At 71.1% G+C, this 22,123-nt stretch carries 25 protein-coding genes and 1 pseudogene; 12 read left to right on the top strand and 14 right to left on the bottom strand.

Annotation, left to right across the window (positions count from 1 at the left end; genetic code table 11):
* Window positions 1–38: 38 nt before the first annotated feature.
* The 4 genes and pseudogenes from YIM_RS50160 to YIM_RS37515 form a co-directional block, all read left to right on the top strand.
* Window positions 39–290 (top strand): annotated as a pseudogene (locus tag YIM_RS50160) (RNA polymerase sigma factor); the annotation flags it as partial.
* Between the two features lie 226 nt (window positions 291–516).
* A complete protein-coding gene (locus YIM_RS50155) occupies window positions 517–627 on the top strand; it encodes a sigma factor-like helix-turn-helix DNA-binding protein (protein WP_370469040.1) in 111 nt (36 codons plus the stop codon).
* Window positions 628–631: 4 nt separating this feature from the next.
* Window positions 632–1,675, top strand: coding sequence for a CU044_5270 family protein (locus YIM_RS37520; protein WP_153034894.1), 1,044 nt, complete (start codon window positions 632–634; stop codon window positions 1,673–1,675).
* A 206-nt stretch (window positions 1,676–1,881) separates the two neighbouring features.
* Entirely contained in the window at window positions 1,882–2,736 is an 855-nt protein-coding gene (locus YIM_RS37515; protein WP_153034893.1) for a hypothetical protein, read from the top strand.
* 65 nt (window positions 2,737–2,801) lie between these two features.
* Here YIM_RS37515 and YIM_RS37510 read toward each other — a convergent pair whose 3' ends face one another.
* On the bottom strand, window positions 2,802–3,338 hold the full coding sequence (locus YIM_RS37510; protein WP_153034892.1) for a MarR family winged helix-turn-helix transcriptional regulator: 537 nt from the start codon (window positions 3,336–3,338) through the stop codon (window positions 2,802–2,804).
* 77 nt (window positions 3,339–3,415) lie between these two features.
* Between YIM_RS37510 and YIM_RS37505 the strand changes: the two genes are divergently transcribed.
* On the top strand, window positions 3,416–4,132 hold the full coding sequence (locus tag YIM_RS37505) for an SDR family NAD(P)-dependent oxidoreductase (protein WP_153034891.1): 717 nt from the start codon (window positions 3,416–3,418) through the stop codon (window positions 4,130–4,132).
* Here the strand turns inward: YIM_RS37505 and YIM_RS37500 are convergent.
* Window positions 4,122–5,117, bottom strand: coding sequence for a helix-turn-helix transcriptional regulator (locus YIM_RS37500; RefSeq protein ID WP_370468909.1), 996 nt, complete (start codon window positions 5,115–5,117; stop codon window positions 4,122–4,124). The two genes, YIM_RS37505 and YIM_RS37500, sit on opposite strands and share 11 nt — an antisense overlap.
* Window positions 5,118–5,137: 20 nt before the next feature.
* On the opposite strand from YIM_RS37500, the gene YIM_RS37495 reads away from it, so the two are divergent.
* Window positions 5,138–6,421: an FAD-binding oxidoreductase gene (locus tag YIM_RS37495; RefSeq protein ID WP_153034890.1), complete on the top strand. Its 1,284-nt coding sequence runs from the start codon at window positions 5,138–5,140 to the stop codon at window positions 6,419–6,421.
* A gap of 8 nt (window positions 6,422–6,429) precedes the next feature.
* Here the strand turns inward: YIM_RS37495 and YIM_RS37490 are convergent, their stop codons facing one another.
* From YIM_RS37490 to YIM_RS37455, 8 genes are read right to left on the bottom strand one after another with little or no spacing between them, the layout of a single operon-like run.
* Window positions 6,430–7,095: a response regulator transcription factor gene (locus tag YIM_RS37490; protein WP_153034889.1), complete on the bottom strand. Its 666-nt coding sequence runs from the start codon at window positions 7,093–7,095 to the stop codon at window positions 6,430–6,432.
* On the bottom strand, window positions 7,092–8,255 hold the full coding sequence (locus YIM_RS37485; RefSeq protein WP_153034888.1) for a sensor histidine kinase: 1,164 nt from the start codon (window positions 8,253–8,255) through the stop codon (window positions 7,092–7,094). Before YIM_RS37485 ends, YIM_RS37490 begins: the two co-directional genes overlap by 4 nt.
* Before the next feature lie 36 nt (window positions 8,256–8,291).
* Window positions 8,292–8,717, bottom strand: a complete 426-nt coding sequence (locus tag YIM_RS37480) for a S26 family signal peptidase (RefSeq protein ID WP_153034887.1) — start codon at window positions 8,715–8,717, stop codon at window positions 8,292–8,294.
* Window positions 8,717–10,537 carry an ABC transporter ATP-binding protein gene (locus YIM_RS37475; RefSeq protein WP_153034886.1) on the bottom strand — a complete coding sequence of 607 codons (1,821 nt, stop codon included), beginning with the start codon at window positions 10,535–10,537 and terminating at the stop codon, window positions 8,717–8,719. Before YIM_RS37475 ends, YIM_RS37480 begins: the two co-directional genes overlap by 1 nt.
* Entirely contained in the window at window positions 10,534–11,070 is a 537-nt protein-coding gene (locus tag YIM_RS37470; RefSeq protein WP_153034885.1) for a TlpA disulfide reductase family protein, read from the bottom strand. The genes YIM_RS37475 and YIM_RS37470 overlap by 4 nt, the downstream gene beginning before the upstream one ends.
* A gap of 14 nt (window positions 11,071–11,084) precedes the next feature.
* On the bottom strand, window positions 11,085–11,624 hold the full coding sequence (locus YIM_RS37465; RefSeq protein WP_153034884.1) for a MauE/DoxX family redox-associated membrane protein: 540 nt from the start codon (window positions 11,622–11,624) through the stop codon (window positions 11,085–11,087).
* Window positions 11,625–11,681: 57 nt separating this feature from the next.
* Window positions 11,682–11,843 carry a hypothetical protein gene (locus YIM_RS37460; RefSeq protein ID WP_153034883.1) on the bottom strand — a complete coding sequence of 54 codons (162 nt, stop codon included), beginning with the start codon at window positions 11,841–11,843 and terminating at the stop codon, window positions 11,682–11,684.
* Window positions 11,844–11,853: 10 nt separating this feature from the next.
* Window positions 11,854–12,702 (bottom strand): AraC family transcriptional regulator, encoded by an 849-nt coding sequence (locus YIM_RS37455; RefSeq protein WP_153034882.1) that lies wholly within the window; start codon window positions 12,700–12,702, stop codon window positions 11,854–11,856.
* 177 nt (window positions 12,703–12,879) lie between these two features.
* Here YIM_RS37455 and YIM_RS37450 point away from each other — a divergent pair, with 177 nt between their 5' ends.
* From YIM_RS37450 to YIM_RS37440, 3 genes are all read left to right on the top strand, one after another.
* Window positions 12,880–15,930, top strand: a complete 3,051-nt coding sequence (locus YIM_RS37450; RefSeq protein ID WP_153034881.1) for a BTAD domain-containing putative transcriptional regulator — start codon at window positions 12,880–12,882, stop codon at window positions 15,928–15,930.
* A gap of 96 nt (window positions 15,931–16,026) precedes the next feature.
* On the top strand, window positions 16,027–16,812 hold the full coding sequence (locus YIM_RS37445) for an isocitrate lyase/phosphoenolpyruvate mutase family protein (protein WP_153034880.1): 786 nt from the start codon (window positions 16,027–16,029) through the stop codon (window positions 16,810–16,812).
* A gap of 103 nt (window positions 16,813–16,915) precedes the next feature.
* Window positions 16,916–17,155 (top strand): ATP F0F1 synthase subunit C, encoded by a 240-nt coding sequence (locus tag YIM_RS37440; protein WP_153034879.1) that lies wholly within the window; start codon window positions 16,916–16,918, stop codon window positions 17,153–17,155.
* On the opposite strand, the gene YIM_RS37435 is transcribed toward YIM_RS37440, so the two are convergent.
* From YIM_RS37435 to YIM_RS37420, 4 genes are all read right to left on the bottom strand, one after another.
* Window positions 17,145–17,546, bottom strand: a complete 402-nt coding sequence (locus YIM_RS37435; RefSeq protein ID WP_153034878.1) for a GntR family transcriptional regulator — start codon at window positions 17,544–17,546, stop codon at window positions 17,145–17,147. The genes YIM_RS37440 and YIM_RS37435 overlap by 11 nt on opposite strands.
* A complete protein-coding gene (locus tag YIM_RS37430; RefSeq protein ID WP_153034877.1) occupies window positions 17,540–18,481 on the bottom strand; it encodes a hypothetical protein in 942 nt (313 codons plus the stop codon). Before YIM_RS37430 ends, YIM_RS37435 begins: the two co-directional genes overlap by 7 nt.
* A gap of 64 nt (window positions 18,482–18,545) precedes the next feature.
* Window positions 18,546–19,271 (bottom strand): hypothetical protein, encoded by a 726-nt coding sequence (locus YIM_RS37425; protein WP_153034876.1) that lies wholly within the window; start codon window positions 19,269–19,271, stop codon window positions 18,546–18,548.
* A 65-nt stretch (window positions 19,272–19,336) separates the two neighbouring features.
* Window positions 19,337–19,765 carry a MarR family winged helix-turn-helix transcriptional regulator gene (locus tag YIM_RS37420; protein ID WP_153034875.1) on the bottom strand — a complete coding sequence of 143 codons (429 nt, stop codon included), beginning with the start codon at window positions 19,763–19,765 and terminating at the stop codon, window positions 19,337–19,339.
* 77 nt (window positions 19,766–19,842) lie between these two features.
* Between YIM_RS37420 and YIM_RS37415 the strand changes: the two genes are divergently transcribed.
* The 3 genes from YIM_RS37415 to YIM_RS37405 all read left to right on the top strand — a co-directional run bounded on the left by YIM_RS37415 (window position 19,843) and on the right by YIM_RS37405 (window position 22,045).
* Complete coding sequence (locus YIM_RS37415) at window positions 19,843–20,205, top strand: VOC family protein (protein WP_153034874.1); 363 nt, start codon at window positions 19,843–19,845, stop codon at window positions 20,203–20,205.
* 83 nt (window positions 20,206–20,288) lie between these two features.
* The gene (locus YIM_RS37410) at window positions 20,289–20,939 is read left to right on the top strand and encodes a cutinase family protein (protein WP_153034873.1); all 651 of its coding nucleotides are present in this window, start codon (window positions 20,289–20,291) and stop codon (window positions 20,937–20,939) included.
* A gap of 95 nt (window positions 20,940–21,034) precedes the next feature.
* Window positions 21,035–22,045 (top strand): glutamate--cysteine ligase, encoded by a 1,011-nt coding sequence (locus tag YIM_RS37405; RefSeq protein ID WP_153034872.1) that lies wholly within the window; start codon window positions 21,035–21,037, stop codon window positions 22,043–22,045.
* Window positions 22,046–22,123: the final 78 nt, after the last annotated feature.

Here is a 22,123-nt window from a genome sequence, read left to right as displayed (position 1 = left end):
GGCCGCGGCGGAATTCGCCAATTACCGTCGTGAGGCCAATGACCGAACCTGCCGCCGACGGCCCGGCCGTGTCCGACGTGTCCGACGTGTCAGATACTGACCGGCCCGATCTCGGCGGCGCCGACGTCGTCCGAACCTTCGGCCTGCTCTACGACCGGCACGCCAGAGGGCTGCACCGCTACCTGGCCAGGAGAGCCGGGGCGGTCGCGGACGACCTCGTCGCCGAGACCTTCCTGGTGGCGCTCCAGACCAGGCACAACTACGTCTCCGATCGGGGGACGGCGCGCTCCTGGCTCTACGGTATCGCCACCAACCTGCTCCGCGGCCACCTCCGTGAGCAGACGCGGACGCTGCGGCTCGCCGCCCGGATGGCGGGGGAAGCGCGCCAGAACGCGGAACCGCCCGACGCGCGGGTGCCGGATTCGGTCGACGCCGAGGAGCAGGTGGGCCGGCTCTCCGGGGCACTCGCCCGGATCGAGCCCGGCAACCGCGACGCTGCTCAGCACCTGGGCGGAAATGGACGCGAACGAGGTCGCCGCGGCCCTGGACATTCCGGTCGGCACCGTCCGATCCCGCCTCCACCGCGCGCGGCGGCAGCTGCGCGCCGAACTGGCCAGAAAGGACTGAAACGATGAACGACACCGAACTCGACGGCCTGCTGCGCCAGGTGCGCGCGGACGTGCACACCGATGAGGACGTGATCGCCCGCGGGCGGGCCAAGGTGCTCGCCGCCGCGGCGGAAGTGGAAGGAGTTCCCGTGCTGAAAGCCAAAAGTGCCGCACCGCAACGGAAGAAGCGGTCGATGTGGCTCGCGGCGGCGGCCGCCGCCGTGGTGATCGCCGGTGCCGCGGGTACGCAACTGCTGTCGGTGGACGAGGCGAAGGTCGACCCCGCGAGCGCGGCCATCCTGCATCGCGCCGCGCAGGCGCCGGGCACCGACGTGCCGCTGGCTCCCGGTCAGTTCCGCTACGTCGAGACCCACGCCTGGACACTGAGCAGGTCGGAGGAGAAGAACCTCACCTATCGCACGGAGTCGGTGACCCGCGAATGGGTGCCTGCCGACGAGCGGCAGGAATGGTTGCTGCGCAAGGAATACACCGGCAATCGTGAATTCCTCACCGGTGACGAGCGCGACGCCGGACCCGAGATCGCCGCGGAGAACGCCGCCGACGAGGACATGCGGGGACCGTGCGGCGACTACAGCACCCCCACCGGGCGAACGCCCTGTGCGGCCAGCTGGCAGCACCCGACCGCGGAGTGGATGGCGGGCCTGCCGCGCGATCCGGTGAAGCTCGAAGAACGACTCCGCGCGGACCTGGCGGACAACGACCGTGGTGAGGTCAGGGTCTTCGACTACGCGAGCGACCTACTGCGCACCGGCCGGGTGCCCGCCGACCTGCGCTCGGCGCTGTACCGGGTGCTGGCCACCGTGCCCGGGATCAGGCAGACGGACAACACGGCCACTTTGGACGGACGGGTGGGCACGGCGCTGGGCATCGAGGACGACGACTCGCGCCACGACATCGTCATCGATCCGGAGACCGGCCAGTTCATCGGCGAGCGGAACGTGCTCATCGAGGACAACGACGCCGGGCTGAAGGCGGGAACCGTGCTCAAGTCGAGTTCGGTGAGCACGGCAACGGCCGCCGAGATCGGTGTGGTGCCGTCGAAATGAAGATCGCCCCTTACCTCGGTTCCACTGGACAGTTGTAGGCGTGGCCGCCTATTGTCGGAATCTCGCGCGGGCCATTCATTTGTAACGGTGTTACGAAACCCTCTGTTCGCCCATTCGTGCCTTTTCCTCCGGTGCCGAGAACGTTCGGCCTGATCGACGCGACTGAGCGGGTGATGTGGCTGAGCCGAGGGGGTTGAATGTCGGGAATGCCCGCAATGGCGTGGTTCGAGGGCGGCACCAACTTCATTCGGTGGTCCGCTCCCGGCCAGGCCGGGCAATGGCCGGAAGTGCAGGTTCTCGGCGACCGGTGCACCGGCCGGGGAGTGGCGCTCGCCAGGAATGGTGACCACACCTACATGGCCTGGAAGGGCGTCGAGCGGAACATCTGGTGGTCACGCCTGCGCGACGGGAGCTGGTCGCCACGGGAATCGACCGGATTCCGCACGCTGACCTTTCCGGTGCTCGGCAGGCTCGGTGATCGGACATTTCTCGCTTTCCGGCGGGAAGAGCGCAATTTCCGGCCGCCGAGCCATCAGCAGTACACGATCCGCTGGGCGGAACTCCACGGCGATCGATGGGAAACCGAGTCGCGCGATCTCGGTCTGCACTTCGTGGACGAAAACGTTTCCCTCGCCGAGCACGACGGCCGGTTGCACATGGTCTGGCGGCGCACCTTCGACTCGCGCGTCTGCCACGCGGTCTTCGACGGCACCTGGACGATCGAGGGCCCGGTGGGGAACTGGCGGACGAGCGCGGTGCCCGCGGTGGCCTCCGACGGCGTGCACCTGCACTTCGCGTGGCGCCGGGTCGAGGACGACCACATCGGGTGGGTGGCCGGGACCGGTGACCACCTGGGCGACGAGGTGGTGCTGAGCGATCGGCGGGCCGCTGGCGGACCGGCGCTCGGCAGATCGGCCGACGGTGAACTGGTGATGGTCTGGTGCGACGCGGCGGACGGCGGGCTCCGCTGGGCCCGCTGCCGGGAACTGTGCTGGGAGTCGCGGCAGCACGCCTTCGCCGACCGGCACGCCGACGCGTGGCACGGGGTCAGTCTCGCCTGAGCGCGCCGGACTCGATGTCGCCGGCAAGGCACGGTCGACAAGCGGCCGCTTCGGCGCCGCGCTGCCTAATCTCCGACCTGGCCGAGCCGGTGGTCGCCGAGTTCGGCGTGGAGGCCCGCCAGCAGTCGGCGCAGGAGTTCCGCGAGCTGGGCCTGCTGTGCCGAGGTCAGGGACGAGACCAGTTCGGCCTCGCGGCCGAGCACGCGGTCGACCAGCCGCTCGACCATGGCGTGCCCCGCCTCGGTGAGTTCGACGTCGACCTTGCGGGAACCGTCGGCGCGGGTGGTGCGGGTGACCAGGCCGTCGCGTTCGGCGCGGGCGACGCGCTGGGAGATCGCGCCGGCCGAGACGAGCGTCGCCTCGGTGAGTTCCCTGGTGGTCAGGCGGTACGGCGGGCCGCTGCGGCGCAGGACCGAGAGCAGGTCGAGGATCGCCGCGTCGGCACCGGCCGCGGCCAGCGTGCGCGTGCGGTCCTCGCCCAGCAGCTTCGCCGCGTGCCAGATCCGGGTGACCACGCCGATGGACTCGACCTGGGTGCCCGGCCGCTCCACGGTCCAGGCCAGCGCGATCGCGTCCACGGGATCGTTCGGGTCGAGTGCCACACCACTCCTCGTTTAGAGCTAAACCATCTGCTACGTTTAGGCCTGAACATGATAACCCGACCCCAGGGGGGAACCTCGTGAGCAGGACCATCGTGGTGACCGGCGGCGGCACCGGCATCGGCAGGGCGATCGCGGCGGCGTTCGCGAAAGCCGGCGACGACGTCGTGATCACCGGACGGCGGCAGGAGGTGCTGGACCGCGCGGCCGCCGAACTCACCGTGCGCACCGCGTGCTTCGACGCCGCCGACCCCGAGCAGGTGGAGCGGTTCGCCGGCACGCTCGGCGAGATCGACGTGCTGGTCAACAACGCCGGCGGGAACACCGACTTCGACCGCGCGGCACCGGGAACGCTCGCCGCGGTCGCCGAGAACTGGCGGTCGAACCTCGAAGCGAACGTGGTGACCGCGGTGCTGATGACCACCGCCTGCCTGGACAAACTGCGGCCCGGCGGCTCGATCATCACGATCGGCTCGATCGCCGCGGACAAGGGCGCCGGTTCCTACGGCGCGGCGAAGGCGGCGATCGCGTCGTGGAACATCGACCTCGCCAGGTCGGTCGGCAGGCGCGGGCTCACCGCCAACGTCGTCGCGCCCGGCTACATCGCCGACACCGAGTTCTTCCGCGACAAGCTGACCGACGAACGCCGGTCCTCGCTGATCGAGGCCGCGATGACCGGCCGCGCCGGTGCGCCCGAGGACATCGCCGAGACCGTCGCCTTCCTGGCCTCCGGCGGCGCCCGCCAGCTCACCGGCCAGGTCATCAACGTCAACGGCGGCGAATTCGCTACTCGCTGAGCGACTTCCCCAGCGCGCGCAGGCGGTCGCGGATCTCCGGGTCGGTTTCGAGCTGGAAATCCGGGGCCAGCGCGCCGATGGCGGCGATGTACTGGGTGATGACCTCGGCGCTGTCGGTGCTGAGCAGGATGGTGCAGCCGTCCGGGCCGTCATCGTCGATGCCGCCGGGGATCGGTGAGAAGAGCTTGGCGCGCACCGATTCCGCGGACATCGGCACCCGCATTCGCGCGGTGTGCCGGTAGAGCGTGGTCGAAAGCGATCTCGTGACGTAATCGGCCGGGCTCTCCGCGGGCAGTGCGCGGGGCGTGAACCGGTGGCGCGTGGACGTGGGTTCACCGATCCGGTCGGCACGGAAGACGCGCCAGTCCTCGCGGCCCACGTCGAAACCGAGCAGGTACCAGCGGCGTTCCGCGGTGACCAGGCTGTGCGGCTCGACGCGGCGCTCGCTCGCCTCCCCGGCGCGGTTGCGGTAACCGAAGGTGACCGTTTCCCGTTCTGTGCAACAGGAAGCGAGCGTGGTGAGGACGAGGGGATCGGCGCCGGGTGGTGCGTGCGGTGAGGTCGTGTTGGCGAGTGCGGCCAGCCGTGGCCGAAGGCGGGCCGGGAGCATGCGCTTGACCTTGGCCAGCGCTCGCATCGAGCTGCTGTCGAAGTCGGCGATGCTGCCGCCCGCCCGCGTCACGAGCCCGGTGGCCACGGCGATCGCCTCGTCGTCGTCGAGGTGCAGCAGCGGCATCTTCTGCCCGGCGCCAAGGCGGTAGCCACCCGTGGTGCCGGTGGTCGCTTCCACCACGTAGTCGAGCTGCCGCAGGCGTTCGACGTCGCGGCGCACGGTGCGGGTGGTCACGCCGAGCTTCGCAGCGAGTTCGCCGCCCGGCCACTCGGGACGGCTCTGCAGCAGCGACAGCAGCCGGAGCAACCGGGTGGACATGTCCTGGTGCGTCATTTCCTCGCCCGTTCCGTTGCGGACCTCTGGTGTCCGCAACGGATCCTACGTTGGCGACCATGATCGAGAACAACAACGAAGTACCCGGTTACCAGCTGCTGGCCGCGCACCGGCCCGCGGTGGTCGTCGAGGCGTCCACCAGCGAAGACGTCCGCGACGCCGTGCGACTGGCGGCGGCCAGGGGCGAACCGGTCGCCGTGCAGGCCACCGGCCACGGGCTGACCCGGCCGCTCGACGGCACCGGCGTGCTGATCACCACCGGTGGCATGACCGCGGTCGAGGTCGACCCCGCGAGGCGCACGGCACGGGTCGAGGCGGGCGCGCGGTGGCGGGACGTGATCGACGCGGCGGCGCCGCACGGACTCGCGCCGCTGTCGGGCAGCCTTCCAGGAGTCGGCGCGGTTTCCTACACGCTGGGCGGCGGGATCGGCGTGCTGGCGCGGCGTTACGGCTTCGCGGCCGACCACGTCCGCCGCGTCGACCTGGTCACCGCCGACGGTGAACTCCGCCAGGTGACGCACAAAACGGACCCCGGCCTGTTCTGGGCGTTGCGCGGTGGTGGCGGCAATTTCGGTGTGGTCACCGGAATCGAGATCGAGCTGATGCCGGTCGCCCGCCTCTACGGCGGCACGCTCACCTTCGACCTCGCGCGGACCCCGGAACTGCTACCGGCCTGGTACCGGTGGACGGCCGGGCTGCCCGAGGAGATGACCTCGGCGGTGGCGGCGATCGCCCTTCCCGGACAGCACACCGGCACCGTGCGGATCGCCTACCTCGGGTCCCAAAAGGACGGTGATGAACTGCTGGAACCGTTGCGTGCCATGAATCCCCTGGCCGACGAGGTTCAGGAGATCCCGTTCACCCGGTCCGAAGCGGTCTTCGCCGAACCGGATCAGCCGCACGCCTACCGAGGTGACAACCTCCTGCTCGATGCCGTCGACCCGGACAAGCTGCCCGCGCTGGTCGAGCGAGCCGGTCCCGGCGCTCCGGCGATGTGCGTGGTCGGCCTGCGACATCTGGGCGGCGCGCTTTCGCGACCGGCCGGGATCCCGAACGCGGTCGGTCATCGCGACGCCGGATACCTGCTCGGGGTGCTCTCGCCGACCACACCCGAGCAGGTGCCCGAAGTGCGCGCGCTGCACGACGAACTGCTGGAACCCTGGTCGCCGCACGCGGTCGGGCGCTCGCTCAACTTCCTCTTCGACGATCTCGACGACCTCGACGCCCAGGAGAAGATCGAGTCCGCGTTCGATCCGGCGGACTACTGGAAGCTGACCGCGCTCAAGGCCGACCTCGACCCAGCTGGGCTCTTCCGCGCGAACTTCCCGCTCCTGCCCGGGTAGGAGTCGGGTCAGTCGCCGGCGCACAGGCCGGTGCGCCACGCCCACGCGGCCACTTCGACCCGGTTGCGAGCGTCGAGCTTGCGCTGCACGTTGGACAGGTGCGTTTTCACCGTCGCCTGGCTGACGTGCAGGTGGCCGGCGACCTCGTCGTTGGTGTGGCCGCGGGCGACTAGCCGCACCACGGCCTCTTCGCGTTCGGTCAGCGCTTCCACCGGTTCCGGCTCGGGCGCGGCGTCGGGCGTGCGCCGCGGTGCCAGGTGCGAGAGCAATCGGACGGTCACCGACGGGGACACCATCGAGGTCCCGGTGGCGGCCGCGCGCACCGCCTCCACCAGCAGCGCGGGCGACATGTCCTTGAGCAGGAAACCGCACGCGCCGTTGCGCAACGCCCGGTAGACGTACTCGTCGAGGTCGAAGGTGGTGGCGATGAGCACGTTGAGCGGGTCCCGCACGCCGGCGCCGGCCAGCAGCCGGGTGGCCTCCAGCCCGTCCAGCCCGGGCATGCGGATGTCGAGCAGGCACACGTCCGGGCGCAGGCGGCGGGCTTCGTCGACGGCGGCGCGACCGTCGGCCACCGTGGCGACGATCTCGATGTCCGGCTGGGCGGACAGGATCATCCGGAAGGCCGTGCGGATCATTTCCTGGTCGTCGGCGAGCAGCACCCGGGTCGTCATGGTGCCGATGATCCCTTCACCGGCAGCAGGGCGGTGACCCGCCACCCTCGCTCGGCCGGTCCCGCGACGAGCGAGCCGCCCGCGGCGCCGACGCGTTCGGCGAGGCCGACCAGCCCGTGCCCGCCGCTGCCCGGCGGCGCGGGGGTGCCGTCGTCGGTGACGGTGAGTTCCAGCAACCCGTCGTCACCCGGCCGGGCGCCGACCTCCACCCGGACGGCGTCCTCGGCGTGGCGCAGCACGTTGGTCAGCGACTCCTGCACCACGTGGTGGGCGGCGTCGAGCACCGGTCCGGACAGCGGGCGGGCGGCGAGTTCGGGGTCGAGCGCGGTGCTCACCGACGGTCCGGTGGGGGAGAACCCGCCGACGGCGGCGTCCACCACCTCGCCGATCGTGCGGTAGGGCAGGTGGGGCACCGGTTCGTCGTCGCGCAGGGTGGTCACCATCGAGCGCATCGAGGCCAGCGCACGCGAACCGGCCAGTTCGATCCCGGCCAGCATGGCGTCCAGGTCGGCGGGTTCGGGCGTGATGCCGGCGGCGGTGGTGTAGCGGACCGCCTTGGTCTGGGCGACGATGCCGGTGACGTGGTGGGCGACGAAGTCGTGCAGGTCGCGGGCGTAGGCCAGCCGCTGCGCCTGCTTGGCCAGCTCGAAGCCGTCGGCCCGGCGCCGGTCGTGCAACCGCAGGTACAGGCCCAGCAGCACCAGGAAGGCCACCCCGACGAACAGCATGGCCGCCATCAGGCCGAGGTACTCGTTCTCCACCTCGTCGATCCGCAGCGGCAGCAGCCCGATCGCCAGCGCCAGCACGGTGGCGGTGCCCGCCGCCCTCAGCCGCGGGAACTGCACCACCACGCGGACCAGCAGGTAGGACAGGCCGGCCAGTTCGACCGCGCCGAAGGTGTTGTCCGGCCAGTCCCGCGCCAGCCAGCAGTACGCGGTGAACGCCATCGAAACCGCGCCGATGCCGACGATGGCCGCCGGGCGCACGGTGGTCAGCACCAGCGCGAAGACGGGCAGCGCCGCGCACAGCACCAGGCCGATCCCGGTGGGCACGCTCTCCGCGCTGAAGCCCTCGCCCACGGCGAGACCGAGGGCGACGACCACGATGGACACCATGGCGGCGCGCTGCGGGAGGCTGCGCCGGTCGAACAGTTCGGGCATGGCGGTCACGCTACGACAGCGCCGTCGGGGCGGACCTCATCCTTTCGGCTGGCGGCCGGGGCCGGGCCTCCGCGATCCGGTGGAGCCGATCACCGCGCCGAGCACGTGATCGGCCGGGAAGTAGCCGATCTCCCTGGAATCCAGGCTGACTTCGGGATTGTCGCCCAGCAGCACCAGTTTCCCGGCGGGCACCCGGTTGCCGGTCAGCCCGGCGAGCCGGTCGGGGACGGGATCCCCGGCGGTGGCGGCGATCCGCTTGATCAGCCAGCCCTGGTCCACCGTGCCGGGCGGGGACGCCAGCACCACGACCCGGCCGGGCACCAGCCGGGCGCCCCGGCGGACCAGCACCCGGTCGCCCTCCCGGTAGGTGGGCTCCATGCTCTGCCCGCGCACGGTGACCAGCACCAGCTTCCGGTGCGCCACCAAGGCCGCGGCCAGCACCGCGAGCGCCAGCACGCGCATCAGTTCCCTCCCAGCGCCGCGGGCTCCTGGTAACCGGCCGCCTGCAACCGGTACAGCGTGGCGTACTGCCCACCGGCGGTGAGCAGTTCGGCGTGCGTGCCCTCTTCGGCGACCCGGCCTTCGTGGAGCACGGCGATGCGGTCCGCCGAGCGGAGGGCGCCGAGCCGGTGGGAGATCAGCACGCTGGTCCGGCCACGCCGGTGGTGCCGCAGCGCGTGGTGGATCTCGTGCTCGGCCACGGCGTCGAGCCCGGCGGCGGGTTCGTCGAGGATCATCAGGTCGCGGCGGTCCCGCAGGAACGCGCGGGCCAGCGCCAGCCGCTGCCACTGGCCGCCGGAGAGCAGCACCCCGGACACCGGATCGTCCTTTTCGGACTCGGCGAAGAAGGTCCTGGACAGCAGGGTCCGGTAGCCGTCGGGCAGTTCGGTGACGCGCTGGTGCACCCCGGCGCGCTCGGCCGCCGCGCGGACGCGGGCGGGATCGTCGAGCGCGGTCAGGTCACCGAGGCCGATGTTCTCGGCCACGGTGAGGTCGTACTCCATGTAGTCCTGGAACACCGCGCCGATCCGGTGGCGCAGCTCGGCGATGTCGAACTCCCTGAGGTCCACCCCGTCCCAGCGGATCGAGCCGGCGCACGGGTCGTAGAAGCGGCAGAGCAGGCTGACCAAAGTGGACTTCCCGGCCCCGTTCAGGCCAACCAGCGCCAGATTGGTGCCGTGCGGAAGGTGCAGCGACACCCCGCGCAGCACCCACGGGTGCTCGTCGGAGTACCGGAACCAGACGTCGCGCAGCTCGATCCCCTCACGCAGCGGGCCGATCCGGCGCGGCCGGGTGGCGGTTGGCAGGTCCGGTGCCGCGGTGAGCACCTCCTGGTAGTGCCCGAACAGCAGCAGCGCGTGGTGGGTGCGGGCCAGTTCGTTGGCCAGCCCGGCGACCGCGAGCTGCACCCCGGCAACCGCGGCCGCGAACACGGTGACGTCCCCGACGGAGAACTCACCGCGGGCGGCCGCGCTCGCCGCCCAGCCGAGACCGCTCCCGGCGACCAGCGCGGCGAGCAGGCCGAGCGCGGCCTGGGTCAGCGCCTCCCGCCGGTCGACCGCGCGCTTGGCCGCGTTGGTCTCCTCGCGTTCGCCGCGCATCCGGCCGCGCAGGAAGGGGCCGATGCCGAACAGCCGGACCTCCTTCGCCGCCTCCACAGTGGACAGCAGATCGCTGTAGAAGATCTCGCGCCGCTCGGCGGGCCCGATCTCCCACAGCATCCGCGCCCGCCGCCGGGACAACGCGATCTCCGCGATCAGGGTCGGCACCCCGGCCGAGAGCACCAGCACCGCCAGCCACGGGCTGATCAGCGACAGCGACCCGGCGAAGCCGCCGACGGTGAGCAGGGCGGCACCGATGCCCAGCACCCCGTCGACGGCCTGGTCGGCCGTGTTCGACCCGGACTGCCTGGCCAGGCGCAGCCGGTCGAGGAACTCCGGGTCCTCGAACCGGCGAAGGCCGGTGAACCGCTCCACCGCGCCGAACAACCGGTCCTGCGCCACCAGTTCCACCCGCCGGTCCAGCTCGGCCTTCAGGTACCGCGTCACGTGGGGCGCCACCCCGGCGGCCAGCCCCGCCAGCGCGAGGCCCAGCACCGGACCCAGCACCGGACCGCCGGTGGACAGCGCGTCCAGCAGCAGCTTGGTCAGCCACGCGATCGCGACCGGCAGCGCGCCCGTGGTGAGCGCCACCGCGACGTGGGCCACCAGCAGGCCCGGCGCCGTTCCGGCGGCCAGCGACCAGACCGCCGGAACCCGCCGGAGCAGCGGGTGCTCGCTCATGCCGTGGCCGGTGCGGTCAGCCGCACGTCGTCCGTGGTCACCACCGGCACACCGTCGGGGCCGGGGCCGGTGATCAGCACGGAGGGGAAACCGCGGACACCGAACGCCGTGCTCACCGCGCCTTCGGCCGGTTCGACGACCACCCGCGCCACGTCGAAGAAGTCTTCGACCCGCCAGTTCGCTTCGGCGGGGTCGCCGACGACAACCGCGAGCACGCGATCACGGCCGCCCGGAAATTCGCGGGCGAAATCGAGAAAGCCGGGAATCTTCTCCTCGCACGGTTCGCAGGTGGGGGAGAAGAACGCGACCAGCGTTTCGGCGCCGAGGTCGGCCTGAGCCAGCCGGCGTCCGTCCAAAGTGGAAGTGGCGAACTCGCCGACCCGCTCGCCCGGCGCGAGTGCGGTGCGGGGACTGTTCGCGCGGGCGAGCAGTTCGGTGTGCTCGCGCAGGCGCTTGATCACCCCGAGGGTGAGGACCAGATCGAGCAGGCAGAGCAGGCCGGCGAGCACAACGCCGGCGATCAGCACGGACACGGTTCCTCCAGTGGTCAGCGGAGACCAGCGGTCTTCGCGAAGAGCCCGACCAGGTCGTCGAGCAGGACGATCAGGCCACCGGCCAGCAGACCGGCGAACAGGGCCATCGCCAGCGCGCCCGGCTGCGCCGGAAGGCGCGCGGGAGCGGCGGTGACAGCGGTGACGGCGGCGGCCGCGAGCAGGACGTTGCGCACGACGTGCCGGGGGCCGAGCGGCGTCGCGGAGCCACCGAAGCAGCGGCAGGGGGTGCCGACGCCCCGGCGGATCGCCCGCAGCGCGGCGACCGCGAAACCGAGCAGCAGCACCACGGCGAGCAGGAGCCCGGCAACCGGTGCCGTCGTTCCCGGCAGCACCAGCAGGATCCACACCGCGAACTCGGCCGCCACCACGGCCGCCGCCACCGGACCGGCCAGCGAAGCTGGCAGGGAACCCAGGCGCCGCGCGGAATCGGTGAACGCGGTGAAGGCGTTCCGGCCGGCCACCTTGCCGACCGAGGACACCAGGAAAACGAGCCCGATCGCGCAGCGGATCCCGACGTGCCAGTACTGGGTCATGGCTTCTCCTCGGCGGGCCTCCGCCCCGCCCGTACGGGACCGGCGGGGCGGAGGCGGTCAGTGGCACTGCAGCAGGCAGTCGGTCTTGCGGCAGCACGGCCGGTAGTTGCACTGCCAGCAGTAGGTCCAGCAGGTCACCGAGCACGCGGCGGCCGCGTCGACCCGGGGCACCAGTGCCCCGAGCAGCCGCGCGCCCAGCGTTTCCACCTTGCGGTACATGGGTTTCTCCTCACTCGCTCCGGCCGGGAGAAGTGTTTTCCCCGGCTCGCGGCACACTTTGCTCGATGCCGGTGGCGTCCGTCTTGGAGAAAGCCGCCATGCCGTGGCCCGCCGGGACCACCAGCCCGTCGGCCCGCCCGTCCGCCCCGATTCGCAACGGCGGCCTGGAATCCCGGCGCCGCGTGAAGAAACGGCAGATCGACAGCCCGGTCATCGCGGTGAATTCACGGCTGAGATGGCCCTGGTCGCAGAAACCGCAGAAAGCCGCGACCTCGGCGGCGGCCTTTCCCTCGGAAAGCAGGCGCAACGCGGTGCGGAAGCGGAACAGGCGCGCGGCGACTTTCGGCGGAATGCCGATCTGCTGCCGGAATCGGCGTTCCAGTTGCCGTTCACTGGAACCGGCGGCGCGCGCCAGGCAGGTCATCGACACCGTGCCGCCGGTGTCGGCGAGGGTGTGCCAGGCACGCCGGACCGCCGGTGCGCTCGGCGGCCCGGCGGCCAGGCGGCGGCGCAGGATCGAATGCAGCAGAACGAACCTGCGCCGCCATTCGCCGATACCGCGGAGTTCCCCGGTCGCCGCGCGCAGCCACGGAACGGGCAGCCGGTCGTTCCGCGGGCTGCCGAACAAGGTGTACGCGGCCCACGGTTCGAGCGCCACCTCGATCCCCTCGCCCGGCCCGCCGCAGAGCAGCACCACCGAAACGCGTGGCGACGGGACGGGGCGATCCGCTCGGAGACTGCGCTGGTCGAACCGGAAACCGCGGTAGGCGCGGATTCCGGTCGCCGCGCCGTCCGGCAGCCGCCAGGCCGCCTCGTCCCAGGCTCTCTGCGGGTACAGCAGTTCCCCTGTCGATGGCATCGGTCTCCCCCTCGATCACCTATGTCTACTGTGGACACTTCAGTGGGATCCAGTAGCGGTAATGGCCACAGCATGTGCGGCCCGACTGGGATTTTTCTTGAATGCCCGCCGCCATAGGCACTGGCGCTTGACGGAACCTTGGGCATATCTTGAACGGGAGCCAGGAGAGGAATTCTGATGGCGGCGGAGTTCTCCTTGCTGGGGGCGATCGAGGCGCGCGAGAACGGGCGGCCGATCGCGCTCGGGCACGCCAGGCAGCGCCAGGTGCTGGCCGTATTGCTGGTGGAGGCGGATCGCCAGGTTCCGGTCGGCCGATTGGTCGACCGGGTGTGGGGCGAACGGCCGACAAAGAGCGTGCAGGCGACGCTCTACAGCTACCTTTCCCGGCTGCGCCAGGCGCTTTCCCCGCTCACGCCGGCCGCGAGCATCGAGCGCGGGCCGGACGGTTATCTGCTCGCGGTCGATCCCGGCACCGTCGACCTGCACCGGTTCCGCTCACTGACCGCCCGTGCCCGCGCCGCCGAAAACGGCCAGGCCATGGCCCTGTTCGAGCAGGCACTGGCCCTGTGGCGGGGGGAGCCGTTCGCCACCGTGGATTCCCCCTGGTTCAACGGCCTGCGGGAGGCGTTGCACCGCGAGCGGTTCGCCGCGGAACTCGAGCTGAACGATCTCCGGTTGCGATGCGGCCGCACCGGCGAAGTGGTGACGGCCTGCAGCACGGCGCTGGCGGCGCAGCCGTTCAACGAACGCTTGGCCGGGCAATTGATGCTCGCCCTGTACCGCAGCGGCCGCACCGCCGACGCGCTGGCCTGCTACGAACGCACCCGCCGCCACCTCGCCGGGGAACTGGGCGTCGATCCCGGTGAAGCGCTGACCCGGCTGCACCTCGGCATCCTGAGTGCCGATCCCGCGCTCGCCACCCCCGACACGCACGAGGACGCGGATGCCGGGCCGGGATCACCGGTGGGTGTTCGCGCGTGGTCGCCGCCCGCGCTGCTCCCGGCGGGTGTCCCGGATTTCACCGGCCGCCCCGGCGAATCGGCGGTCCTGCGGGAGGAGTTGACCGGGCGCGCCGGGGTCACGGTGATCGCCGGAATGGGCGGCGTCGGCAAGACGGCGCTCGCGGTGCACGCGGCACACCAGGTGGCGGAGGCCTATCCCGACGGGCAGCTGTGGGCGAACCTGCGCGGGGTGGAGGCGTCGCCGCTGAAACCCGGTGACGTGCTCGCGCGGTTCCTGCGTGCGTTCGGGGTGGCGGACCGGGCGATCCCGGCCGAGCCCGCCGAGCGGGCGGAGTTGTACCGCACACTGCTGGCCGGGCGGAAAGTGCTGGTGCTGCTGGACAACGCGGCCTCGGAGGAGCAGGTCAGGCCGTTGCTGCCGGGTACCCCGACCAGTGCCGTGGTGATCACCAGCCGGGCCAGGCTGAGCGCGCTCGAAGGCGCTCGGCGGATCGATCTCGACGTGTTCACCACCGACGAAGCGGTGGGACTGCTCGCCAGTGTGGCCGGTGCGCACCGCGTGCACTCCGAGGCCGAAGACGCTCACGAGATCGTCGGCCTGTGCGGTGCGCTCCCGCTCGGGGTGCGGATCGCGGGCGCGCGGCTGGCCGCCCGTCCGGCCTGGCGGCTTGCCCACCTGGCCGCCCAACTCCGCGACGCGCGCCTGGACCGGCTGGCCACCGGTGATCTGGCGGTACGGGCCTCGCTCACCTTGAGCTATCGAGGGCTCGAAGAGCGCGAGCGGCGGTTGTTCCGCCTGCTGGGCTTGTTCGAGGTGCCGGACTTCCCGGCCTGGCTGGCCGCGACGGTGCTCGACTGCCCGGTGGACGAGGCGACCGAGCACGCCGAGGCACTGGTCGACGCCCACCTGCTCAGCGTCTCCGGCACCGATCCGGCGGGGCAGTACCGGTATCGCTTTCACGACCTCGTCCGGCTTTTCGCCGCCGAACGCGCCGAGGCCGAGGAACCGGAGGACGAGCGCCGGCGGGTGCTTTCGCGCGGTCTGGGCGGCTGGCTCGCGCTCGCCGAACGGATGGCCGCGAAGATCCCCGGGCCCTGCTACGCCTCGATCAGCGGCAACGCGGTGCGCCCGCCGAGCGAGCACGTTCTCCGCGGCTTCCGCGACGAATGGGCGGACACCTGGTTCGACGCCGAGCGCGCCGCGTTGCTGTCGGCGGTCCGGCAGGCGTGCCGCCTCCGCGACGCCGAGCTGGCCTTCGACCTGGCCGGCTGCCTGGAGAAGTACTTCGACCTGCGCGGCATGTACGCCGACTGGGCCAAGCTCAACACCGAGGTGATGGCCGTCTGCCGCGGCACCGGGAACCGGCTCGGCGAAGCGGTGATGCTGCGCGGCCTGCTCGACGTGACCACGTGGATCACCGACGGGCGGGACGGCAACGCGATGGCCAGGCTGCACGCCGAAGCGCTCCGCCTGCTGGAGATGTTCACCAGGCTGGGGCACGAGCGCGGGATGTCCGACGCGGCGGTGATGTGCGCGTGGTCGTTCACCGCCACCGGCGCCCACACCGAGGCCGTCGCCATGGCGGAACGCGCGCTCCACCTCGCGGCGGGCTCGGACCACCTCGGCGGCCGGATCCGCGCGGAGCTGGCGCTCGCGGTGGCCCACTTCCAGAACCGGCGCGTGGACGTCGCGATCAGCCACGCGGACCACGCGCTGGACCACGCGCGTGTGCTGGGCAACCCGCGCTGCGTGGCCACCGCGCTGCAGTTCGCCGGCATCGGGCATCGCGAGCTGGGCAACTTCGACACGAGCAGGCGGATGCTCGAGGAATCACTGGCCATTTCCCGCCGCTACCGCGACAATTACACCGAGGTGCTGACCCTGCTCGCGCTGGCGCGCCTGCACTTCCAGCGCGGCGATCCGGAGGCGGTGCCCACGGTGAAGGCGTCGCTCGCGCTCAGCCGCGAGTACCGCATGACCCACCACCTGGCCGAGGCGCTCGAACTGCTCGGTGAGCTGGAACTCGCCGCGGGCGATCCGGCCGGGGCGGTGCCGCACCTGGAGGAGTCGGTGGCGCTCTGGCGCACCCGCGGCTGGCACTCGTTCCTGGCCACCGCGCTGACCGCGCTGGGCAAGGCCTACTCCAGCACCGATCCGCGAGCCGCGGTGGCGGCCTTCGACGAGGCGCGCGCGTTGTTCGACCAGGCCGGTGACCCCGGCAAGGCCGCCGAACTGGGACAGCTGGCCGAGCGCGCCGGTGCTTAGCGGTCACGACCTTCCGATCGCAACCACTCAGGCAGAATTGGCCGCAGGCAGACCGGCGGCACCGCCGGCGCCACGTACAGGCGAGGGAAGGTTCAGATGACCGGCAAGAATGTCGCGGCCAAGGCCACCGAACTGCTCCGGCTCCACCGCGAGCCGGGACTGTTGCGAGTGGTCAACGTCTGGGACGTGATCAGCGCGAAGGTGGTCGCGGACACCGAGGGCACCACCGCGCTCGCGACGGCCAGCCACTCGATCGCCGCCTCGCGCGGCTACGAGGACGGCGAGAACATCCCGGTCGGGGAGATGATCGAGGAGGTGGCGCGCATCGTCGCCGCCACCGAGCTGCCGGTGAGCGCGGACCTCGAAGCCGGATACGGCAACGCGGCCGAGACGGTTCGCCGCGCGATCGGCGTCGGCGCGGTCGGGGCCAACATCGAGGACCAGCTGAAGCCGCTCACCGAGGCCGCGGGCCAGGTCGAGGCGATCATGAAGGCCGCGGCCGAGGAAGGCGTGCCCGACTTCGTGCTCAACGCCCGCACCGACGCGTTCCTGAAGGCGGGCGACCGCGACCCGGCCGAGGTGCTCGCCGACGCGGTCCAGCGTGGAAAGGCGTTTCTCGAGGCGGGCGCGCCCGTGGTTTTTGTGCCAGGCGTGCTTTCCGAGGAGCAGATTTCCACGCTGAGCGAGGCATTCGGCCCGCAACGACTGACCGTCATCGGCCTGCCGGGCTTGCCGTCGCAGGAACGCCTCGTCGAACTCGGCGTCGCGCGCATTTCCTACGGCCCGCTTACGCAGCGGGTCGCGTTGACCGCGCTCGCCGAACTCACCGAATCCGTTCGTGACGGCGGTGGCATTCCCGAAGGAACTCGTCCACTGAACTGAATTTCCCCGCTTGGCGCCGATTCGGCGGTCGCGGTGCGCGGTCGGGCCCGGTCACAGTTGTTGTGCCGGGCCCGGCCGGGCCCTCGAGCGAAGGGGAAATCCGATGAGCAATCTGGTTCTCGCCCAAGCCGCCGTCGACATCAATCCCGGACTCGCCACCATCGGTTACGGACTGGGCGTCATCGGCCCGGGTATCGGGGTGGGCCTCATCTTTTCCGCCGTCATCAACGGCACCGCGCGTCAGCCGGAAGCGCAGAGCAAGCTGATGACCCTGGCGTGGAGCACTTTCGCCATCATCGAAGTGCTGGCGCTGATCGGCATCGTGTTGTTCTTCATGGTCTGATGCGTCCGGGGGTGTGGGCGGGTCCGCCCACACCCCCACCGCGCAGGGCGTGGCGCACCAATTCCAGGGTTTGCTCGTCGTCCAGTCCGATCCGGCGCACCGAACCGATGAATTCGCGCGCGAGCTGCCCGAGCTGCGCCTGCACCGATTCGCCCGCTTCGGTGATGATCGCGCCGCGGCCGCGTCGCAGTTCGACCAGTCCTTCGTCGCGCAACTGCTGATAACCGCGCAATACCGTGTGCAGTCCGATGCCGAGCGCGGAAGCCACCTGCCGCGCCGGGGGCAGCCGGTCACCGGCGCGGATGGCGCCACTGGCGAGTCCCGCGCGCACCGACTGCGCGACCTGGTCGGCGAGCTGCACCGTCGAGGACGGGTCGACCGAGATCAGCATGAATCAGCCCGCAGGCGGGAGAGTTCCCCGTTGACCAGCGCCGCCGCGACCGTCGCGTCACGCAGACCGGCGGCGAACGGCCGGTCCCCGCTCAGTGCCAACACCAGTACCGGCCTCCGGTCGACGACGAATCCCCAGTACCGCGCATTCTCCACCAGCGGCCACCAGCTCCGCGACGGGATCCGGTCGACCTCGGCGTAACGCACCGAGCGGTACGGAACCCGGTGGCGCACCCGGAGCAGGGGTAGGTCCAGCAGCACCCCGTCGCCGTCGATCTGCACCTTCGCCTTGGCCCCCAGCACTTTCGCCATCCCCATGAGGAGCAGGACCAGTGCCAGCGCCGACCAGGACTGCACAAGAACCAGCAGCGGCACGCACAGGACGAGCGCGACGCCGGTCAGTGCCGCCCTGACCGACCACATCGATTCGGTGAACATCGCGCGTTCGGCCGGGCCGAGGCGCCGGACCGGCACGCCTTCGGGCGGACCGCCGACAGCCGCGGGCCCGGGTGGCGGTGAACCGGAAAGCGCCCGGCCCGCCAGTGCGCCGACGATGCCCGCGAGCACGCTCACCGCGCCCACCGGGTCGAGCCAGGGGGTCACGGCGAGCACGATCTCGGCGGCGAAGAGCCCCGAGATTCCCCAGGCGAAGGTCACCAGGCGCCGCCGCAGCCGGGGCCAGCGCCGGTACCGCCAGAGGGCCACGCCGAACCCGCCCGCGAACAACAGCAGGTAGAGGTAGCCGGCGGCCCACGAGGTCCAGGTCGGCACGAGATGCGCGTATTCGGGCCCGAGCCGCGACCAGCCGTGCACGTACGCGCGGTCCGGCAACCTGCCCGCGTGGACCGCCAGCAGCAGCCACGGCAGCGCGGTCACGAAGGTCAACGGTGCCAGTGCCAGCCAGCAGCTCCTGGTGATGCTGTCCCGATTCGCCATGTCCCCACCCCCGGGTGATTGTTCCCATAGTAAGGTAACAATGGAAACATCACCAGGGTGTGGTCTACCCGGTCTTCGGCACGACCTTGCCGATGGCGGCGTTGGCCAGCTCGGTCGCGGTGGACGAGACGTTCGCGCCTTCGGCCTTGTTGTTGTAGTCGACCTTGTAGACGACGTTGCGGTAGCGCACGGTGACTTCCGCCGAGGAGTCGGTTTTCCCGTCGACCACAAGGACGGCCTCATCGGCGCCGGGCACGTTCGCCGCGGCCCCCTTCCGCACGCTGCGCTTGAAGTGTTCCTTCGCGGCGTCCACTCCGGATTTGGTCTGGGTGGCGTGGAAGACGTAGCTGGTGGCGATCATGAACGCGGACGGGACCTTGTCCTTGGTGAAGGTGTCGATGTTGCCCCAGTTGCACTGTCCCTGTTCGCTCAGCTGCGAGGAACTGCCGAACCCGGTCGGCTCGAACTTCATCTGGCCGGGAATGTAGGGCTTCACCTCGTGCTCGTCGAAAAGCGCGCAGCCGCCCGGTGCTTTCTGCAGGTCCTGCGAGGCATCCACGGGCGGGGGTCCGTCCGGCTCGTCCAGTGCGGTGAACACCCAGATCCCGACGCCGGCCAGGACGAGCACCAGCACGGTGGCGAGTATCCCGATCAGCAGCCCGAGCTTCTTCTTCGGTGGCGGGTGGCCGGGGGCGTAGTGCTGCTGGGGGTACTGCGGGTGGTGGTATTGCTGGTACTGCTGCTGCGGGTGCTGGGGCGGGTACTGCCCTGGCGTGCCGGGCCCGGTCATCCAATTCCTCGTTCCACTGCCTCGTGCTCCGGCACCAGCATCGGGAGGTTGGTTTCACCGCGGTTTCAGCCCGGGGAAACCGCGTCCGCCATCCGGTCCAGGTCGGCGAGGAACTGCGCGCGGCGGCTCGCCGGAACGGCTTCGGTCAGGCGCTGGTCGATCGCGTAGACGGCGGCGCGTGCCCGGTCGAGGCGTTCCCGGCCCGCGTCGGTGAGGCTCGCGGGCAGCGCGCGCCCGTGGTCGGTGGTGGCGGGCCGGGTGATCAGGCCGTCGGCCTGCAGGCCGCGCAGCACCACGTTCATCGACTGCCGGGTGACGAAGGTGCCCCTGGCCAGGTCGGCGTTGGACAGGCCGGGTTGCTGGTCGAGCAGTTCGAGGCAGGCGTACTGCGGAACGGTCAGGTCGTGTTCGCGCAGCGCCTTGTCCATGGCCCCGCGCAGGGCGGCGGCGGCGCGCTTGAGGCGGTACCCGAAGCGCTCGGTGACGTCGTCCATGTCAGGAGTTTGACATACCTCGGGACTTGGGGCTACCTTCGTCCATGTCAAGGTCCTGACATCAACGGAGGTTTCCCATGGTCACCGGACCGGATTTTGCCGCCCTGCAGGTGCGCGAGGTGGAGAAGGCGGCGCGCTTCTTCGAGGAGCACCTCGGCCTGACCCGGGCGCCCGCCGCCCCGCCGGGAGCGGTGGTCTTCGCGACCGAGCCGATCCCGTTCGCCGTTCGCGAGCCCCTGCCTGGCCTGGACCTCGACGCGATCGAGCGGCCGGGCGCCGGGATCGCGCTGTGGTTCCGCGCGGACGACGCGCAGGCGCTGCACGACCGGCTGGCCGCCGCCGGCGTCCCGGTGCTGCGGGCGCCGGAGAACGGCCCGTTCGGCCGGATGTTCACCTTCGCCGGTCCCGAGGGGTACGCGCTCACCGTGCACGACGGCTGAGTCCACTGTGGAACGGTCACCGGATGGAGTGCCGTTGTTGCCGTTTCATCAGAAATTCATCGGACCTCGTTAGTTTCTGACGAATGAAGAGGATTTCCGCATTTCTCGCCGGGGTGGTCGCCACCGCCGGCGTGGTGCTCGCCGGTGCGCCGGCCGCGCAGGCCCAGTCCTGCGAGGGCACCTACACGATCGTGGTCGGCGGGACCGGGGACAACAACTCCAGCGCGCCCTACTGGGGCGGCAACATCAGCCAGCGCGTCGGCTACCCGGCCCAGCCGATCGGCATCAACGCCCGGCAGGGGGTGAACGAGCTGAACCGGCTGATCCGCGACCACCGCAACGCCTGCCAGGACCAGCACGTCAAGGCGATCGGCTTCTCGCTGGGCGCGGCCGTGGTGCACACCTGGGTCACCGAGAACTGGGAGACCTTCGACAACGTCAACGCGGTGCTGATCGCCGACCCGAAGCGGGCCGGTGGCCCCGGGGCGCCGGGTGCCGCCGCGCACCCGCTGGTCGCGCCGGTGGCCGGGTTCCCGCTCGCGGGCGCCGACAACTTCTTCGGCGACGTCCCGGTGCTGACCCTGTGCACCGACGACATCATCTGCGACGCCAACGCGGCCTCCGGCCTGCCGGGCTACCTGTGGGAGGGCAAGCACGGCAACTACAACTTCAACGTCGACACCTATTCCGACGACGCCAGGGGCCAGTGGTTCAACGGCGTCTTCTACCCGTAGAACTCCCTCCTCGACGCCCTTCCTGCTCGGTCCGAGTGGTCCAGCGCACATGGGCGAGCCGATTCGATCGGCCGTGCCCGGGTACTCGAAGGGCCATGAGCACGATGGGCGTCGAGGAGGAGTTCCTGCTCGTCGACGCCCGTACCCGCGCCCCCGTCCCGATCGCCGACGAGGTGCGCGACGCGGCAGGAAGCCCGGCGGTCCGGCGCGAACTGCGCGACACCCAGATCGAGGTGGCCACCGGGATCTGCCACACCGCCGCCGAACTCGAAGACCAGCTTTCCGCCGGACGCGACCTCGTCGCACGGGCGGCCGCCGAGCACGGCGCGATCCCGATGGCGACCGGCACCCCCGCGCGAACCTCGCCCCCGCCCGGCGAATCCCCGGGCCGCGCCGGGCTCATCGACGACCGGTTCCGCGCCGTGGTCACCGACTACGAGGCCTGCGGCTGTCATGTCCACATCGGACTCCCCGAGCGTGAGACCGCGGTGGCCGTGATCAACCACGTCGCGCCGTGGCTGCCGACGTTGCTGGCGCTTTCGGTCAACTCCCCGTTCCACGCCGGTCGCGACACGGGGTACGCCAGCTGGCGCATGGTGCAGCAGTCCCGCTTCCCCGGTTCCGGCGTTCCGCCGTATTTCGCTGACCTCGCGGCCTACGAGCGGACGGTCGAGCGACTCGTGGACTGCGGCGTTCTCGTCGACGCGGACATGAGTTTCTGGCTGTTGCGGTTGTCCGCCAAGTTCCCCACCGTCGAGTTCCGGACGGCGGACACCGCGAGCACCGTCGGCGAGGCGCTGTTGCAGGCGTTGCTCTCCCGCGCGCTGGTGCACCGCGCGCTGAATGATCTGGCCGCCGGTCGTGAGGCCGAGCCGTGCGAGCCGCAGATCGCCGCCGCCGCGGTGTGGGCGGCGGCCAGGTACGGGCTGACCGGTCACGGCGTGGACGTCCGCCTCGGCGCCCCGAAACCCGCTGAACTGCTGGTCGCCGAACTGCTGGTGCACCTGCGCGCCCCGCTGGAGGAGCACGGTGACTGGGCGAGGGTGCACAAGCTCGTCGAATGGCTGCACCGCAACGGCACCGGCGCCGAGCGGCAGCGGAGCTGACGGCCTCCGATTGGTGGCGTCCGCGTCCGGCCGATCCGGAGTAATCTGGCCGCGCCATCGGCCCGCTGCCACTGCGAG

Origin of the sequence: Amycolatopsis sp. YIM 10 (assembly GCF_009429145.1) — a bacterium.
In the GTDB taxonomy this organism is placed as follows: domain Bacteria; phylum Actinomycetota; class Actinomycetes; order Mycobacteriales; family Pseudonocardiaceae; genus Amycolatopsis.
Note: the sequence above shows the minus strand (reverse complement) of the source record. Positions and strands in the feature narration are given on the sequence as shown.

Bases quoted from the DNA above. Each gene is read 5' to 3' on its own strand.
- YIM_RS50155 (WP_370469040.1), top strand. From the start codon at position 517: ATGGACGCGAACGAGGTCGCCGCGGCCCTGGACATTCCGGTCGGCACC.
- YIM_RS37520 (WP_153034894.1), top strand. From the start codon at position 632: ATGAACGACACCGAACTCGACGGCCTGCTGCGCCAGGTGCGCGCGGAC.
- YIM_RS37515 (WP_153034893.1), top strand. From the start codon at position 1,882: ATGCCCGCAATGGCGTGGTTCGAGGGCGGCACCAACTTCATTCGGTGG.
- YIM_RS37495 (WP_153034890.1), top strand. From the start codon at position 5,138: ATGATCGAGAACAACAACGAAGTACCCGGTTACCAGCTGCTGGCCGCG.
- YIM_RS37490 (WP_153034889.1), bottom strand. From the start codon at position 7,095: ATGACGACCCGGGTGCTGCTCGCCGACGACCAGGAAATGATCCGCACG.
- YIM_RS37485 (WP_153034888.1), bottom strand. From the start codon at position 8,255: ATGCCCGAACTGTTCGACCGGCGCAGCCTCCCGCAGCGCGCCGCCATG.
- YIM_RS37480 (WP_153034887.1), bottom strand. From the start codon at position 8,717: ATGCGCGTGCTGGCGCTCGCGGTGCTGGCCGCGGCCTTGGTGGCGCAC.
- YIM_RS37475 (WP_153034886.1), bottom strand. From the start codon at position 10,537: ATGAGCGAGCACCCGCTGCTCCGGCGGGTTCCGGCGGTCTGGTCGCTG.
- YIM_RS37465 (WP_153034884.1), bottom strand. From the start codon at position 11,624: ATGACCCAGTACTGGCACGTCGGGATCCGCTGCGCGATCGGGCTCGTT.
- YIM_RS37460 (WP_153034883.1), bottom strand. From the start codon at position 11,843: ATGTACCGCAAGGTGGAAACGCTGGGCGCGCGGCTGCTCGGGGCACTG.
- YIM_RS37455 (WP_153034882.1), bottom strand. From the start codon at position 12,702: ATGCCATCGACAGGGGAACTGCTGTACCCGCAGAGAGCCTGGGACGAG.
- YIM_RS37450 (WP_153034881.1), top strand. From the start codon at position 12,880: ATGGCGGCGGAGTTCTCCTTGCTGGGGGCGATCGAGGCGCGCGAGAAC.
- YIM_RS37445 (WP_153034880.1), top strand. From the start codon at position 16,027: ATGACCGGCAAGAATGTCGCGGCCAAGGCCACCGAACTGCTCCGGCTC.
- YIM_RS37440 (WP_153034879.1), top strand. From the start codon at position 16,916: ATGAGCAATCTGGTTCTCGCCCAAGCCGCCGTCGACATCAATCCCGGA.
- YIM_RS37435 (WP_153034878.1), bottom strand. From the start codon at position 17,546: ATGCTGATCTCGGTCGACCCGTCCTCGACGGTGCAGCTCGCCGACCAG.
- YIM_RS37430 (WP_153034877.1), bottom strand. From the start codon at position 18,481: ATGGCGAATCGGGACAGCATCACCAGGAGCTGCTGGCTGGCACTGGCA.
- YIM_RS37425 (WP_153034876.1), bottom strand. From the start codon at position 19,271: ATGACCGGGCCCGGCACGCCAGGGCAGTACCCGCCCCAGCACCCGCAG.
- YIM_RS37420 (WP_153034875.1), bottom strand. From the start codon at position 19,765: ATGGACGACGTCACCGAGCGCTTCGGGTACCGCCTCAAGCGCGCCGCC.
- YIM_RS37415 (WP_153034874.1), top strand. From the start codon at position 19,843: ATGGTCACCGGACCGGATTTTGCCGCCCTGCAGGTGCGCGAGGTGGAG.
- YIM_RS37410 (WP_153034873.1), top strand. From the start codon at position 20,289: ATGAAGAGGATTTCCGCATTTCTCGCCGGGGTGGTCGCCACCGCCGGC.
- YIM_RS37405 (WP_153034872.1), top strand. From the start codon at position 21,035: ATGAGCACGATGGGCGTCGAGGAGGAGTTCCTGCTCGTCGACGCCCGT.